Raw genomic sequence first — 15,157 nt, forward strand, 5'->3', positions numbered from 1 at the left:
TTGCCACCCGGTCAGGACGAGTCGGAAAAAACCGACAGACAGCGCCCTGGCCGAAACAGGGGCGCGATTGTCCGGGATTAATCAACAGAAGCAAAGGCTTAGCTGAGCAATGGTTATGCGGATCAGATGCAGCGGGCGCTATGGCAACAAATCCTCTCCATCTGCCCCGCTCTGATCTAGTGTTGTCATTAGAAGGATCGCAGGCTTCGCCAGCTCCGACACCGGGAGCCAAAGCCCCTGACCATTGCCAAACCGCTCTGGAGTCAGCAACCTGAAACGACGTTCAAACCCCGACATTCCGCTGCCCGCAGGAGCCCAGCATGACCGCAACTGTTCTGGTACTGGTTGAAACCATCAATGAATACCTGCCGATTCTCGAACATCAGGGGTTTCATTTGATCCTGGCCCCGACCCCGGCCGAGCGCGCCGCCGCCATTGCCCGACAGGGCAGCCAGATCGATGCGGTGCTGACGCGCGGTCCATTGGGCCTGCGTGCCGATGAAATGGCCGCCCTGCCCAACCTTAAGATCATCTGCGTGATCGGGGCCGGTTACGAACACGTCGACCTGCAAGCCGCCGCCGACCGTGGTATCACCGTCACCAATGGGGCCGGCGTCAATGCCTCTTCCGTCGCCGACCACGCCATGGCGTTGCTGCTGGCACTGGTGCGCGATATTCCTCGGGCCGATGCTGCCGTGCGTCGGGGCGAGTGGCCGAAAATCATGCGCCCTTCCCTGGCCGGCAAACGCCTGGGCATCCTCGGCCTCGGTGCCGTCGGCATCGCTATCGCCAAACGTGCCGCCAACGGCTTCGACATGAGCGTGAGTTACCACAACCGCCAGCATCGCAGCGACGTGCCCTACAGCTTTTGCTCGACGCCGACCGAACTGGCACGCCATTCGGATTTTCTGATCGTTGCCGCACCCGGCGGGCTCGGCACCCAACACTTGATCAACAGGCAGGTACTCGACGCTTTAGGGCCTAACGGATTTATCGTCAACATCGCGCGGGCCAGCGTGATCGTCACGGCTGACCTGATCAGCGCGCTGGAACAACGACGGATCGCTGGCGCCGCGCTGGATGTCTTCGATAACGAACCCCAGGTGCCGGACGCCCTCAAGGGACTGGCCAACGTGATTTTGACCCCGCATGTCGCCGGGTTGTCCCCGGAGGCCACCCAAGGCACCGTGGAACTGGTCGGCAAAAACCTGACGGCATTTTTTTCCGGTCAACCGGTGCTCACCCCCATCGCTTTACCGCCGCCGTCGGCAGCCGCCCGCAACACTCATTAAAGGACGCCCAACAGCGTCCAGAGTCGCCGGGATTCGGCATCGGCGCTGATCAGTTCTCCAAGCAGCTCACTCAGGGGCTTGTTGCCCCATTCCACGCCCCGTTTGATCAAATAGGGCACCGGGCTGTGGGGTTCGGTGCGCGCCAGGTACTCGGCGATCAACAGCAATTGCCGGTACGCCTCTTCACGATTCGCCGGCTCGCTGAACACCTGAGGCGCCGCAATGACGGGCGGCACGTCGGCCGGGCTCGATGCCACCACCGCTGGAATTTCGACAGGCGCCGGGGTCGGTTTTCGTGGGTGCATGGCGATGAACTCCTGAACCAGCGTCAACAACGCTTCAATCACGTCCTGCAACGCTTTGAAGCCTGGGGCCTGATTGCCGAGATAAGCGTCGCTCCACACCTCCAGGCGTTGCAGGTGCTGCTGGCTGAGCAGCAACGTGCCCTGGCTGCGCAACCAGAATGACAATGGGGTGGCGCGAATCTGTTCGGTCAGTTTCTTCTGTTCGTTACGCGCGTTCTCGGCCGAGGTCTTGGCCGTTTTACTGTCGCTGGCCTGTACCTGTTGCAGCTGCAACCGACGCCAGGCATCCAGACAGAAACTATCGAATTCATTGTTGCGCGGCTCGAACAACGGGACTCGGGTCAGTAACACTTCAGCGTAGCGTCGAGCCAGCCATTCGAGCGGTATCACCCGCCATGACTGATCGCCGTCCTCCGCCTGGGGATGCAAGTGCTCGGGATAGCGCTCGCATAACCCGGCCACCAGCGCCAGGCTGCCCGGCAAACCTTCGAGCCCGTCCTGATGCAGCCAGGCCTCACCCAGCCAGGCGCTGAGCATCAAATCCTTGCTGCGTTCAAGCAGCAGGCTGGTGGTCAGTTTTTCCAGTTCCGGCCATTGGGCGCGTTTGATCGACGACTGCCACACCCCCGTGGGCAAACTGGTGTCGTCCTCGCGGCGCAGCTCGCGCAACCGGTCGAACTCGGGCTCATAACGCAGGTCCTGACCACAGGGAGCCTGCTCGCTGATCGGTTCGAGCAGTTGGCTGATCAGTTCCGGCAACGGCGTTGAAGGTTGATTCACAGGCCCTCCTTTTGGGATTCGATGTCATGGGCTTCAATGCCCGCGGTCGATCTCGTCACCATGAACGGAGAGCGTGGGGCCCGGGTTGGCAAGGGCTGAATGGACAGCGGCAATTTCGAGCCCTGGGTCATCAACGACAGGCGCACAAACATCAGGGTTTGCTCGGCGGTGGTGGTGCTGGCTTGCGTCGTCACGGGCAGGCGCAACGTCAACGGAAAGTCCGTGTAGTCCATGTTCGGCTGGCGTTGCACCGACACGTGCGAACGCATCAAGCGCAATAACGACCACGGCCCGCTGTACTCCCAGCCCGCTTCCAGATCCCGCACCACCAGGCTCGACTGCAACGGATCGTTGGCCGGGCGCTGGTAGCCATTTCGGGCCCAACGCAAAGTCAGCCGGATCGGTTGGCCAACCATCCAGCGCAGGTTCTGCTGCGGCTCGCCGCCGGGATAGCTGAGCTGTTGATTGCCGGCATTCAAGCCCCAGGCAATCACCTGATCGGCACCGCGCTCTTCCTCTCGATCGGTGCGCCAGCGCACGTCCATCTCCAGCCCCAACACACCGCTCTTGTCGCGTACAAACATCGGACCCAGCCAGGTGCTGGCTTGCTTCAAACGATTGAGAAAGTCTTCGGCGGCCAGGCGTTCCGGGGTCTGGCTCAGCAGCAATCCGGCTTGCGCCACCGGCAAACGCTTGTCGATCAGCTCCAGCAAATGCTGAACCCGGGCCGGATCGGCGTCGGCGGCCTGAAGGCCATTGGCAAACGGAAAGCGCTCCGCCAGGTACTGATTGAAATAGTTGGCCAGGTCGTTCCACGCCGCCGCAGCCTGTTGCTGTTGCAGGAACTGGCAGCGTTGCATGGCGGTTTGTTGCAGATCCACCGCCCGCAACGCCAGTGTTCCGCGCCCGCCAGACAGGTTGGCGGTTTGCAGGATCTGGCCGCAGGACGTGGCGTCCATTTCGATGAAGTCGCGACTGACCAATTGCTCGATCTGCGCCGGCGAACTGGCGGGGTTCTGCTCCTTGTACTTGAGCAGTTCGTCGTTGAGCGCACTGAACTGCGTCACGCGTTCATAATCCAGCGCCGAGAGGTTCTGTTGCTGGACTTTCAGCCATTCCAGCGCCGAGGTGCGTCGCTCGGTGATACCGAGCATGGTGTTGAATTGCTGCTTGAGGCTCAGTTTCAAATCCTGCACGTCGTTGGCGCCATACAGCTGCAGGCCGAGGTTTTTGGAGCCGTCCCACTGGCTGATTTCGGTGCGCCCGCTGAACAGCGGCTGGGCGACGATTTCGTCGAGGCCGCTGACGATTTCGGCCAGGGCGCGGCGGTTCAAGGCAGTTTGCAAGCGCGTGGCCAGATCACTGCGACGCACCTCGATAAAGGCTTTTTGCAAAGCAATCGCCTGGGAGGCCTGCACATTGAAAACGCCGCCATGGACCTGAGCATTGTGCTCGCGCAGGCTCGACAACATGGCCTTGACCACTGCGCCTTCGGCCGCTTGCAACAAGGCGCCGCGATACGCCGGGGGAATGCGCGGCAACTCTTCGGCGGCGTAACTCTTGTAGCTGGCGAAATAGTTCAGCGCACTGTCGAGGTCGTCGCCATCAACGCCCTGCCCTTGCCCATTCGGGGCTTCGGCGCGATCCGCCTGTAAGGCGATGGCCACAAAGTCACGCTTGAACAGCGCCTGCACCGCGTTGTTGAGCTGCACCACGTGTTCCTGCAAGACCAGTTGCCCGCTGCCTTGCTGAATCAATAAATTGTCCCGGGAGCCGGCCTGGACGATCCATTGATCACGAAAGCTCTGTTGCAGCTTGGCCGCCTGCATTTCCAACTGTTGTTCCAGTTGCGGTCCGAGCAAGGCGCTTTTGCGCACGTTGTCCAGCAACTCGCGGTAGCCAGGCACCAGGTCCTGACCCTTGCCGCGGCCCCACGCAGAATTGGTCAAGCCGATCACGGTTTGCAGGTCATCGACCAGTGCGCGCAAATCTTCGAGCTCGGTGAGGGAGTTGCCACTGCCGGCCTCCAGCCGTTCCAGATGCAGCTTGAGATAACCGGCCTGGCGCACGAAATTGTCGGCCAGGAAATACTGGTCCAGCCAGCGCTCCATGAGCCCGAGGAAATTTTCCTCGATCAGCGGGCGCTCGACGGTCAGATCCAGCGGTCGCAAGTCGCTGCCATCAGCCTCGAACAACGCCCGATTGTAAAAACCGGCGCGGTGCAACGTGCCGACGTTGAGGTTCAGCGACAACGCATTGTTGCTCAGCAACACCAGATCTTCGAGAGGGGCCTTGGGGTTGTTCAGTGCCTGACTGAACCACTGGTTCTGCTGCTCCAGATTCACCGCGCGCTCCACCAGATCCTTGGCCTTGACGTAGTTTTGCCATTGGGCCGGATCTTCGCTTTCGACGTTGCCTCGTCGTTCGGTGTTGCGGATGGTCTTGAGTTGCGCCAGCTCCGCGCTCAACAGGTCGCGCAACGGCAGCATCAAATGGCTCTGGGCGGTCAGGCGCAACTCGCTCGCCAACTGCGCATCCAGCGAAGAGAACCAGGAGGTCGGAAATACCACTGAGGTGAAGCTCCAGCCTGGCGCCTTTTCCAGCACCCGCCAGAAACCCTGGACATTGCGCCGGGTCGACTCCAGCCGATGAGATTCATCGGTGACCGCCGTGTAGTTTTTCTGCGCCCCCTGCAGCAGGCGCGACAGTTCATGGGCCTCCTTGACCGAATCCTGCCAGACCCACAGCATGCCCACGCTCCAAACCACCGCGACCACCAGCGCCACCCCACCGGTCACGCGCTGCCAGCGTTGACGCAGGCGTAACAGACGCGGCACCACCTGGGCCAGACCGCGCTCGGCAACCACCCGCCGCTGCCACAATTGCCGGGCAAAGGCGCTCTGCTGCAACCCGGTGTCGTAGGCCGAAAATCCGTCGGCGCTGTCTTCCGAGGGCTGATTGGCAGTGAAATAAATACCGCGAAAACGCGGCGCCTCGCCTTGCGCATTGCCCTGGAAAACCGGTTCCAGCAAAGATTGCAGATGGCGCCGCAAGGCTTCGAGACGTTCCGGCAAGCCATACAGCTCAGTGCTCAGTTGCCCGGACAAGGCGCCGATTTCGATGATCGATTCCGCCAGGGCCCGAGTCACCTGATCCAGTGCCTGATCGCTCCATTGCGCTTGCCAGACCGCATCGGTCCCGTGGGGCGATGACCAGCCCAGCGTGCGTTCACGGGCCTCGACCGGCAGCGCGGTGATCAATTCCTGAAAGCCCGGCAACTCTTCCATGCCAGTAATGACCATGTACACCGGCAGGCTCAGCCCGAACCGTTGCAACAGATCGATGAAGCGTCGACGTGCCGCCAACCCGAGGGTCGCGGCTTGCTCGACGTTGCCCAGTCGACTGACCGGCACCGTCCAGATCACTCCGTCCAGCGGACGTTGACTGCGCAAGCGCAGGATCAATCCCAGCAAGCGCCACCAGCCGCCGCGTTGCAGGTGCATGCCTTCATCCGGTAAAAACAGCGCCTGTGGCACCACCAATACCGCCCCTTCAGGGTCCGACCACCAGCGACCGAACCAGGCCGGTTTGTCGGTGGGCTGCAAACGCCACTGGCTACACAACTGCGTGCCCTGGGTTTCGTTGCCGAGCATCAGCAGCCATGGAATCTGGTACCGGTCCTGGGCGCCCTGCTCCTGCTCCATGTGCCGCACCGCCAGGTAAAAACTGCGAATCGCCGCACCGCTTTGCGTGCGCCACCACCAGACCGCTACCCCGACAATCGCCAGCAGCAACAGCACGGCGATGACGAGGCCGATAATCCCCAGCGTGCTCATGAGTCTTGCTCCGAGGCGGTCACGGAATCGGTCATCTGCAACACCGGTTCGAGCTCCAGACGAATGTCACGCCAGAACAACTGCCCCAACCCGGTCAGCAGCAGAACCATGGCGAGAATCCCCAGGCCCAGGCGAAAACCGTCGGGCAACGAAAGGCGCACCGGCAATTGCAGCGGCGGCACGGCCGAAGGCTGTTCGAGCCGGGCACTGACGTCGGCATAATCCGCCTCGTGCTGCCAGGCAAAGGTGAACAGCGCCAGACGCCATTTTTCATGTTGAGTCTGATTCTGTTCGCCGCGCAGCCGTCCCTGAAACCCCAGCACCAGACACTGCAAATAGACATTGGCCAGATCGCGGGTGGTGGGAATCTGCTCATCCAACAGTTCCTTGATCGCCAGCGGTATCCGCTCACCGGCCTGACGGCTGGCGTACAGCCGCGATTCCAAGGGTTTTTCCTGCCAGGCCGGTTGGCCGGGCCACGGCGTAAACAGCAAGGTTTCATCGACCAGCGCGACAAAGGCATAGACCAGCGACTTGACTTGCTCGGTGGCGGCGTCACCGACTTTGGCGAATGCGGTGCGCCACAGGCGTTGGGAGATTTGCGTGGAGAGTTCGACCACCGCTTCCACCAGCGCTTCGTCCTCGCTGTCCTTGGGCAACTGGTTCCAGTCCTGGGACCATTGCTGCCAGGCCTGGCGAAAAGCACTGCTCAGCGGCGCTTCGTGGAGGCCTCGTGTACCCGATCCGACATTGCCCTCAGACATAGGACGTTCCTTCCTTGATCAAGCACTTTCACTCGCCTGGGCGACAAACAACACCACTTGCCATGGACTGCTGGCCAGCCTGGAAGCCGGTGCGGCAATCAGCAACGGCAACTGCCCGTCGAACCATTGGCCTTCGGCCGTCACCACAAACAAACGCGTATCGTCGCCGACGCTGTAGGCCACTTGTTCATTGCGACTCATGGCCTGATGGGACAAACCGCTCATGCGCTGACGACTGAGCAATGCGATGTGCGGCTGCGACGCAATGATCGCCCCGCGCAACCATTCGCTCGCGGCCTGCTCGCTGGCACCGTTGGGCATGCGCAAACCGATGACCAGCCGTTGGCTCGGCTGATCGTCGGGCAATTGAATCGAGAAGGTTTGTTCACTGCGTTCGAACGCCAGGCTGCGATATCCGGCACGGATCAGTTCGAGTGTCTTTTCAAGCCAGTCGAGCACCGCTTCATAGCCGCGCTGCAACTCAAGAAAGTCCAGCGGTGCGAACGCCGGAACACCGGCCAATGGATCGAGCGACGACCAGGCGCCGGCCAGCCCGAGCAGCAAGCCATACAGCGCCTGAGGCGTCGCCACTCGACTGTTCAGCAGGCCTTCGACTTCCGGCAGCCGCGCCCAGAGCGCCGTCAACTGGCGACGAATTTCCAGCGCGTCGTCCTGATTGCCAGCCTGCTGCGCCTGGCGCAAACGACCGGCGAGGAACATGCATTTCTCCCGCGCCCTGGCACACAGCCCCGCCACGCGCCGCCCCACTACCGACTCGGGCAACAGGCACGGCGTCGGCGGGGTGTACGGCAATTGGAGAAAGCCGCCGCCCTCCTTGCGAATTCTCAGCAGTGGCAGGCAGACGGAATCCGCCTTGTTCAGTTGTGTGCACAAGCGCGGATTCGGACGCCAGACCGTGATCGATTCGGGGTACTCGCCGCTCGTGAGGTCCGGCAACGCATCGCCGACCACCGATTGCAATCGGCCCTTGAGCGGCAGCAACTGCCCGGCGCGCCACAGCGGACTGATCGCCAGGTACACGGTGACGGTGGCGTTGTCCGTGGCGTCGATCGCTTCACTGACGTCGAGCTCCAGCATCGGCCCCACACCGGCCTGCAGATTGACCGGCAAACCGTCCGGCAAGGTCGCTTGTAAATTGATCAGTCGTACCAGCCCCGCGCTCAGTGCCGAGGGATCGAACTCAACGCGGGTCACGCCCCAGAACCACGGATTACAGGCCTGGGCGAAATGCGCCACCAGCGCCTCGGCCCGCAGCCCTTGCAACTGAAAATGCTGGGGCAATAGCTGCATGCCCTCATGCCAGCAAACCGCGTCAGGTAGCAGACTCATACGACTCCCTTCGACATCTCTTATTGCCGCACAAAACATGGGCGGCCTGGCCCGGACTTGAACACCGCAATCCCTGTGGGAGCGAGCCTGCTCGCGATAGCAGTGGGTCAACCAACATTGAAGCTGAATGTACCGCCGTCATCGCGAGCAGGCTCGCTCCCACAAGTTTGCGCACCTTAACCTCTGTGTTCAGTTCGGGTGGTCGCTGACCAGCGTCATCTCGCGACTGTCGAACTTGAGCCAGGCGTTGCTCTGATCGTCCAGTCGTAACCGGTGTGCTCCGGGAGTGTTATAGCTGGCGAAGACTAAAAGTCCAGCCGCCCGCTTACCCTCCAGCGGGAAGGGTTGTTTGTCGATGAATTGACCGGGCACCAGCTCCAGTCCCCAGACCGTCATCAGCTGTCGGTAGTCACGCTGGAACTGCTCGCGTTCGGCGAACCACTGCCGGGCGGTGATGCCCGACAACTGCTTGAGCAGGTCCGGGTCGTTCACCGCAATGAAGTCCACCGCGATCGGCGTGTCATCGTTGGCGCGGGGCGCGACGTCCAGCGTCAGGTTATCGAGGTCGACACGAGGTCCGAACAACGAACACCCGGCGAGTGACAGGAGCAGAACCAAAGAAAAAAAACGTGCATACAAAATGAATTTTCCTTTTCTCGATACAGTCCAAAAATGCTTTTTGTTTGCTTTTTTATAGACCTGTTCTAGCGTCTTGGGTAGTTCGGTCAGCACGACGAATGTGGAAGGTTCGTCAAAGGAATGACAGGTCCTCTGCCCTCCCTTTCTAACCTACGGTCCAGTAAGGGAATGCGATGAAACGGGCCTCCCGATGCATTGCACCCGCCTCATGCATCGGAGTCAGCCACCATGGCAGAAAGTACTCAGCACAAGCTCGACAGGGTTCGCCCGCCCCGGGTGCAAATCACCTACGACGTCGAAATCGGCAACGCCATCGAGAAGAAAGAATTGCCATTGGTGGTCGGCATTCTTGCCGACCTCTCCGGCAAGCCTCTGGAGCCACTCCCGAAATTGAATGAACGGCGCTTCACCGAAATCGACCGCGATAACTTCAACGAAGTGCTCGCCTCGATCGGCCCGCGCGCCACCTTGCAGGTCACCAACACCCTCAGCGGCGACGACAGCAAACTCAACATCGAGCTCAACTTCAAACACATCGACGACTTCGACCCAGTCAAGGTGGTCGAGCAAGTGACCCCGCTGCGGCGTCTGTTCGAAGCCCGTCAGCGTCTGCGCGATCTGCTAACCAAGCTCGATGGCAACGATGATCTGGACAAGCTGTTGCGTGACGTCATCGCCAACACCGAGGGACTGCAAGAGATCAAGTCTGCCCGCCCGGAAACCGCCGCCCCCGCCCCCGCAGGCGATGCAGAAGTACCGGCCGAACCGCAAGCCTGATCGTTCATCCACTTAGGGAGAATTTGCCATGCCCGCCTCATCCGCCGCCCAGAGCCAAGCCAGCGACAGTACCGCCCAGACCTTGTCTCTGCTCGATGAAATAATCGCCAAAGGCCGCATGGCCCATGACGACAGCCAGCAAGATTACGCCCGCGACATGCTCGCGGAATTCGCCACCCAGGTACTCGACGAAGGCATGGCCATCGACAAGGACACCGTGGCGATGATCAACGACCGCATCAGCCAGATCGACGAACTGATCAGCGCTCAGCTCAACGAAGTGTTGCACCACCCGGACCTGCAAAAACTCGAAGCCTCCTGGCGCGGCCTGCACCTGCTGGTGAAAAACACCGAGACCAGTTCCCGGCTGAAACTGCGGTTGCTCAACGTGACCCAGAAAGAGCTGCAGAACGACCTGGAAAAAGCCGTCGAGTTCGACCAGAGCGCGCTGTTCAAGAAGATCTACGAAGAAGAATACGGCACCTTTGGCGGCCACCCGTTCAGCCTGCTGGTGGGTGACTACACCTTCGGCCGGCACCCGCAAGACATCGGCCTGCTGGAGAAACTCTCGAACGTTGCCGCAGCCGCTCACGCGCCGTTCATTGCTGCCGCCAGCCCCCGGTTGTTCGACATGAACAGCTTTACCGAACTGGCCGTGCCCCGTGACCTGTCGAAAGTCTTCGAGAGCCAGGAGCTGATCAAGTGGCGCTCGTTCCGCGAAAGCGAAGACTCGCGTTATGTGTCGCTGGTGCTGCCGCACTTCCTGCTGCGTCTGCCCTACGGCCCAGACACGTCACCGGTGGAAGGCATCAACTACGTCGAAGACGTCAACGGCAGCGACCACGGCAAATACCTGTGGGGCAATGCTGCGTGGGCCTTGTCGCAACGAATCACCGAAGCCTTCGCCAAGTACGGCTGGTGCGCGGCGATTCGCGGTGCCGAAGGCGGTGGTGCGGTGGAAGGCCTGCCGGCCCATACCTTCCGCACCACCTCTGGCGATCTGTCGCTCAAATGCCCGACCGAAGTGGCGATCACCGACCGTCGCGAAAAAGAACTCAACGACCTCGGTTTCATCGCTCTGTGCCACAAGAAAAACAGCGATGTGGCGGTGTTCTTCGGCGGCCAGACCACCAACAAGTCCAAGCTCTACAACACCAATGAGGCGAACGCCAACGCGCGGATCTCGGCGATGTTGCCGTATGTGCTCGCGGCCTCGCGTTTCGCCCACTACCTGAAGGTGATCATGCGCGACAAGGTCGGCAGCTTCATGACCCGCGACAACGTGCAGACCTACCTCAACAACTGGATCGCCGACTACGTGCTGATCAACGACAACGCGCCGCAAGAGATCAAGGCGCAGTACCCGTTGCGTGAAGCCCGGGTGGATGTGACCGAGGTCGCCGGCAAACCGGGTGCCTACAAGGCCACGGTGTTCCTGCGGCCGCACTTCCAGCTTGAAGAGCTGACCGCATCGATCCGCCTGGTCGCGACCCTGCCGCCACCGGTAGCCGCCTGACCGCTGTGGCAAGGCGCTTGACGCTTGGACTGTAGGAGCTGACGAGTGTAACGAGGCTGCGATCTTTTTCGGCTGATTGAGATATCGGATGGAAGATCAAGATCAAAAGATCGCAGCCTGCGGCAGCTCCTACAGGGCATTGGCCTACTATTAACTTTCAGGAGTTTCATGCGATGGATGCAATCATTCTCGACCTCGGCGGCGACATCAAAGGCGATAGCCTGCTCGAGGGTTACAAGGACAAGATCGAGGTCATGTCCTACAGCCACAACGTGGCGATGCAGGTGACCAACGACGTCAGCAACTCGGAGCGTACCTCCGGCAAGCCGCACATCGGCGAGTTCACCCTGACCAAATTCGTCGACAGCTCGACACCCTCCCTCAACGAGTATTGCTGCGCCGGCAAACCAATCCCGGAAGCCAAAATCACCATCGGTCGCAACGCCGCCGAAGGCAGTGGTCAGCTGATGCCATTCATCATCTACACCCTGACCAACGTCGTGCTGTCCAACGTCAGTGTCAGTGGCGGTACGGGTGGCAAACCGGTGGAAACCCTGTCGCTGAACTTCACCAAGATCAAGTGGGAACTCACCGCCCAGAAAGACGACGGCACCAAGGAAGGCACGGCCGCCTCGACCTGGGACATGGCCGCCAACAAGCTCGTCAAGTAAGCGGACGCGTCGGCCATGGCAGGCACGGGCATTCTCCCACCGTTGTTCGAGCGCCTCGCCGCAAGCGAGGTCGACACCGTGCAGGTGTTCGATCACCAGGGGTTGCTCGACTCGGTGCACACGGAGTTGCTGCGCCTGTTCAATACCCGACGCGGCCAACGTCCACTGACCTCCCCGCCGAGCATTCTCGACTACGGCATCGCTGACTGGACTGCCTTGCAACAGCAGCGCAGCGATGACCGTCGTCAGTTGGCACGGGAAGTCCGCGAGGCCATCACCCACTTCGAACCGCGCCTGCAACTGGGCGAGGTTCAGGTCAATCCGGTCCCCGGCCATCCGCAGCAACTGAGCATTCGGCTACTGGGCGAGTTACGCAGCGGCCAGCAGCACTGGCCCGTGGCATTTGTCATCGAGAAGGCCGGCGATGGCCTTGAGGTGCGTCATGAGCGACTCGATTGACCCGCAACTGCTCGATTACTACCAGCGCGAACTGACCTGGCTGCGACACGCCGGGAGCCTTTTCGCCGAGCGTTATCCCAAGGTCGCCAGACGCTTGGAGCTGTCCCCCGGTGAATGCCCCGACCCGCATGTCGAACGCCTGCTCGAAGGTTTCGCCTTACTCGCGGCACGCCTGCAACGACGGCTCGACGACGACTACGCCGAATTCAGCGACGCCTTGCTCGAACAGCTTTACCCGTTGGCCATGCGGCCATTACCGTCCTGCGCAATCGTGCAGTTCGAGCCGGATCCGAGCAAAGGCAACCTCGCCGGCGGATACCCGTTGCCCAGGGACACGCCGCTGTTCGTCACCACCAGCAAAGGCGAAAGCATCCATTTTCGCACCAGCGCCGCGGTTCGATTGTGGCCGCTGGAAATCAATGAAGCGCTGTTGCTGGGCAGCGACGAAGCACAGGCTCTGACCGGTGTTGCGCAAGCGCGCTCGGCCCTGCGCCTGAGCCTGCGTTGCCTCGGTGAAAGCCAGTGGTCGGAGTTGGCGATCAAACAGTTGCGCGTGCACCTCGCCGCCTCCCCGGTGATCAACGCCTGCCTGTATGACCTGCTCGGCGCCCACGCTGTGAAGGTGCTGGCCGGCCCCATCGGCAGCGTGCCTAAAGTGTTGGCGGGGCTGCCAGATATCGTCGGTTTCGCCAGCGACGAAGTGCTGTTGCCGGACGAGGACGGCGTGCATCCGGGCATGCGCCTGCTCGCCGAGTACTTTGCCTTCCCGGACAAATTCAATTTCTTCGATATCCCGTTGGCCGGTGCCACCAGCGACAGCCAGACGCTGTACCTGTACATCGTCTTCAACCGCGCCCCGGCCAACCGTCTGCACCTTCAAGCCAGCGACTTCGCCTTGGGCTGTGCGCCGGTGATCAATCTGTTCCCACGAACCTCGGAGCCCCTGCGCCCCGACGGCACCCGCAGCGAGTACCGACTGGTCGCCGACAGCCACCGGGAAAACAGCGTCGAGATCCACAGCATCCGGGCGATGCGCGCCAGTTCCAGTCAGGGTGTGCTGCGCGTTCCCGCCTATTACGGCGGCCAGCACATCGGTGGTGAAAAGCAATGCTACTGGCACGCACGACGGGTCAGTGGCATGACCCCGAATCGTCTGGGCACCGACCTGATGGTGAGCCTGGTGGACACCCGACTCGATCCATTGTCCGAGGCCACCGAATACAGCCTCACCGCCGAACTGCTGTGTACCAACCGACACTTGGCCCAGAGCTTGCCGGCCGGTACGCCACTGGGTTTCGAACGAACGGGGCCAGTGGCCTGGGCTCGTCTGCGCAACCCTCCCAGCCCGCAGAGTTTGCCACGACTGGACGGCGAATCCCGTTGGCGGTTGGTGTCGCAACTGACCCTCAATCATTTGTCGCTGGTCGAGGGGCCGCAGGCGCTGGATGCCCTCAAGGAAATCCTCCAGTTGCACAACCTGCGTGACGAGGCCAGCGCCCTGCGGCAGATCGAAGGTTTGATCAGTCTTGGCTGCGAACGAGTGATCGCCCATGTCGGCGAAGACGCGTGGCGCGGCTGGCGCAATGGGCTGGAGGTTCAGCTGCAACTCGATCCGCAGCATTTCGTCGGCAGCAGCGCCGTGTTGTTTTCAGCGGTGCTGGCGCAGTTCTTTTCACTCTATGCCACGGCCAATCGCTTTGTGCGCACGGTCCTGGTCCAGTCAGACAAGGAGGTCAAGACATGGCAACCCCAAGCCGGCATGCCGCTGTCCCTCTGAGCCTGAGCCAGAAGCTGCGGCGCGACCCGCAGGCGTTCGAGTTATTGCAGGCGTTGCTGCTGCTGGAGCGTGAACACCCGCAAGCCGAATCCCTTGGCAGCGGCACCGCGCCTCAAGCGGAAGCCCTGCGTCTGCGCGGGCCGTTGACGGCGATTTTCTCCGCCAGCGAAATCGAAAGCCTGACCCAGGAACCCGGTCAGCAACCGACGCTCAGCACTCCGGTGTTTGGCCTCGGCGGGCCCGACGGCCCCCTGCCCTACGCCTATCAGGAATGGCTGCAACAACGGGCTCGCGCCAAGGACCATGCACCGGCCGAATTCCTCGACCTGTTCCAGCATCGCTTGCTCAGCCTGCTGTACAAGGTGATGCGCAAACACCGGATTGCCGTCGGCTTCACGGCCCCCGGCGCGTCCCCGGTGCAGGCGCAACTGCGGGCGCTGACCGGGTTGTTGCCCAAAGCCTTGCAGGAACGTCAGGCCGTTCCCGATTCCGCCGTACTGGCATGCAGCGCGCTGTTTGCCGACGGTCGTCGCTCCCTCGCCGGCTTCGCCGCGATCGTGCGCGAGCACTTCGAACTGCCGGTCGCACTCAGCGCCTATGAAGGTGCCTGGCGGGACATCCCCCCGGCCAGTCGCAGCCGCCTGCAACCGGGAGGCCGCAACCTGCAACTGGGCCACAGCGCCGTGGCCGGCACCCGGGTCTGGGATGAACACGCCGGCATCCGCCTGACCCTCGGCCCGCTGACCTCGGCGCAGGCGGCGCGGTTTCTGCCGGACGGTGAATCCCATCCGGCACTGGCCAGCCTCAGCGCGCTGTATTTCGGCCCCGATCTGGATTGCACGCTGGTGCTGTTGGTGCGCGGTGCCAGCCCGATAAAACTCGGTCGCCAGGCCCCGCCTTTGCTCAGTTGGAACGGCGGCCTGCAACGCCAGACCAGCCTCGCCGTGCAACAGATCGAAACCCGCCTTCGTCAGCTGGAGATCACCTGAAC

12 protein-coding genes are annotated in these 15,157 nt (G+C 61.7%); 7 read left to right on the top strand and 5 right to left on the bottom strand.

Features of this window, described 5'->3' with window-relative positions; all coding sequences use genetic code 11:
- Positions 1–320: 320 nt before the first annotated feature.
- Positions 321–1,292, top strand: coding sequence for a 2-hydroxyacid dehydrogenase (locus ACZ89R_RS05875; protein WP_429546396.1), 972 nt, complete (start codon positions 321–323; stop codon positions 1,290–1,292).
- On the opposite strand, the gene tssA is transcribed toward ACZ89R_RS05875, so the two are convergent.
- From tssA to ACZ89R_RS05900, 5 genes are all read right to left on the bottom strand, one after another.
- Positions 1,289–2,377: a type VI secretion system protein TssA gene (gene tssA, locus ACZ89R_RS05880; protein WP_429546395.1), complete on the bottom strand. Its 1,089-nt coding sequence runs from the start codon at positions 2,375–2,377 to the stop codon at positions 1,289–1,291. The two genes, ACZ89R_RS05875 and tssA, sit on opposite strands and share 4 nt — an antisense overlap.
- The gene (locus ACZ89R_RS05885; protein ID WP_429546394.1) at positions 2,374–6,213 is read right to left on the bottom strand and encodes a type VI secretion system protein; all 3,840 of its coding nucleotides are present in this window, start codon (positions 6,211–6,213) and stop codon (positions 2,374–2,376) included. Before ACZ89R_RS05885 ends, tssA begins: the two co-directional genes overlap by 4 nt.
- Positions 6,210–6,977: a DotU family type IV/VI secretion system protein gene (locus ACZ89R_RS05890; RefSeq protein WP_429546393.1), complete on the bottom strand. Its 768-nt coding sequence runs from the start codon at positions 6,975–6,977 to the stop codon at positions 6,210–6,212. Before ACZ89R_RS05890 ends, ACZ89R_RS05885 begins: the two co-directional genes overlap by 4 nt.
- 18 nt (positions 6,978–6,995) lie before the next feature.
- A complete protein-coding gene (tssK, locus tag ACZ89R_RS05895) occupies positions 6,996–8,327 on the bottom strand; it encodes a type VI secretion system baseplate subunit TssK (protein WP_429546392.1) in 1,332 nt (443 codons plus the stop codon).
- A gap of 189 nt (positions 8,328–8,516) precedes the next feature.
- Positions 8,517–8,966, bottom strand: a complete 450-nt coding sequence (locus ACZ89R_RS05900; RefSeq protein WP_429546391.1) for a type VI secretion protein — start codon at positions 8,964–8,966, stop codon at positions 8,517–8,519.
- 228 nt (positions 8,967–9,194) lie between these two features.
- Here ACZ89R_RS05900 and tssB point away from each other — a divergent pair, with 228 nt between their 5' ends.
- The 6 genes from tssB to tssG all read left to right on the top strand — a co-directional run bounded on the left by tssB (position 9,195) and on the right by tssG (position 15,155).
- Complete coding sequence (gene tssB, locus ACZ89R_RS05905; RefSeq protein WP_007906307.1) at positions 9,195–9,743, top strand: type VI secretion system contractile sheath small subunit; 549 nt, start codon at positions 9,195–9,197, stop codon at positions 9,741–9,743.
- Between the two features lie 28 nt (positions 9,744–9,771).
- A complete protein-coding gene (gene tssC, locus ACZ89R_RS05910) occupies positions 9,772–11,259 on the top strand; it encodes a type VI secretion system contractile sheath large subunit (RefSeq protein ID WP_008067879.1) in 1,488 nt (495 codons plus the stop codon).
- 173 nt (positions 11,260–11,432) lie between these two features.
- Complete coding sequence (locus ACZ89R_RS05915) at positions 11,433–11,930, top strand: Hcp family type VI secretion system effector (RefSeq protein ID WP_007906301.1); 498 nt, start codon at positions 11,433–11,435, stop codon at positions 11,928–11,930.
- 15 nt (positions 11,931–11,945) lie between these two features.
- A complete protein-coding gene (tssE, locus tag ACZ89R_RS05920) occupies positions 11,946–12,389 on the top strand; it encodes a type VI secretion system baseplate subunit TssE (protein ID WP_429546390.1) in 444 nt (147 codons plus the stop codon).
- Entirely contained in the window at positions 12,373–14,166 is a 1,794-nt protein-coding gene (gene tssF / locus ACZ89R_RS05925) for a type VI secretion system baseplate subunit TssF (RefSeq protein ID WP_429546389.1), read from the top strand. Before tssE ends, tssF begins: the two co-directional genes overlap by 17 nt.
- Complete coding sequence (tssG, locus tag ACZ89R_RS05930) at positions 14,130–15,155, top strand: type VI secretion system baseplate subunit TssG (protein ID WP_429546388.1); 1,026 nt, start codon at positions 14,130–14,132, stop codon at positions 15,153–15,155. Before tssF ends, tssG begins: the two co-directional genes overlap by 37 nt.
- Positions 15,156–15,157: the final 2 nt, after the last annotated feature.

This window comes from Pseudomonas sp. TE3728 (assembly GCF_056279145.1).

Bases quoted from the DNA above. Each gene is read 5' to 3' on its own strand.
- ACZ89R_RS05875 (WP_429546396.1), top strand. From the start codon at position 321: ATGACCGCAACTGTTCTGGTACTGGTTGAAACCATCAATGAATACCTG.
- ACZ89R_RS05885 (WP_429546394.1), bottom strand. From the start codon at position 6,213: ATGAGCACGCTGGGGATTATCGGCCTCGTCATCGCCGTGCTGTTGCTG.
- ACZ89R_RS05890 (WP_429546393.1), bottom strand. From the start codon at position 6,977: ATGTCTGAGGGCAATGTCGGATCGGGTACACGAGGCCTCCACGAAGCG.
- tssK (WP_429546392.1), bottom strand. From the start codon at position 8,327: ATGAGTCTGCTACCTGACGCGGTTTGCTGGCATGAGGGCATGCAGCTA.
- tssB (WP_007906307.1), top strand. From the start codon at position 9,195: ATGGCAGAAAGTACTCAGCACAAGCTCGACAGGGTTCGCCCGCCCCGG.
- tssC (WP_008067879.1), top strand. From the start codon at position 9,772: ATGCCCGCCTCATCCGCCGCCCAGAGCCAAGCCAGCGACAGTACCGCC.
- ACZ89R_RS05915 (WP_007906301.1), top strand. From the start codon at position 11,433: ATGGATGCAATCATTCTCGACCTCGGCGGCGACATCAAAGGCGATAGC.
- tssE (WP_429546390.1), top strand. From the start codon at position 11,946: ATGGCAGGCACGGGCATTCTCCCACCGTTGTTCGAGCGCCTCGCCGCA.
- tssF (WP_429546389.1), top strand. From the start codon at position 12,373: ATGAGCGACTCGATTGACCCGCAACTGCTCGATTACTACCAGCGCGAA.
- tssG (WP_429546388.1), top strand. From the start codon at position 14,130: ATGGCAACCCCAAGCCGGCATGCCGCTGTCCCTCTGAGCCTGAGCCAG.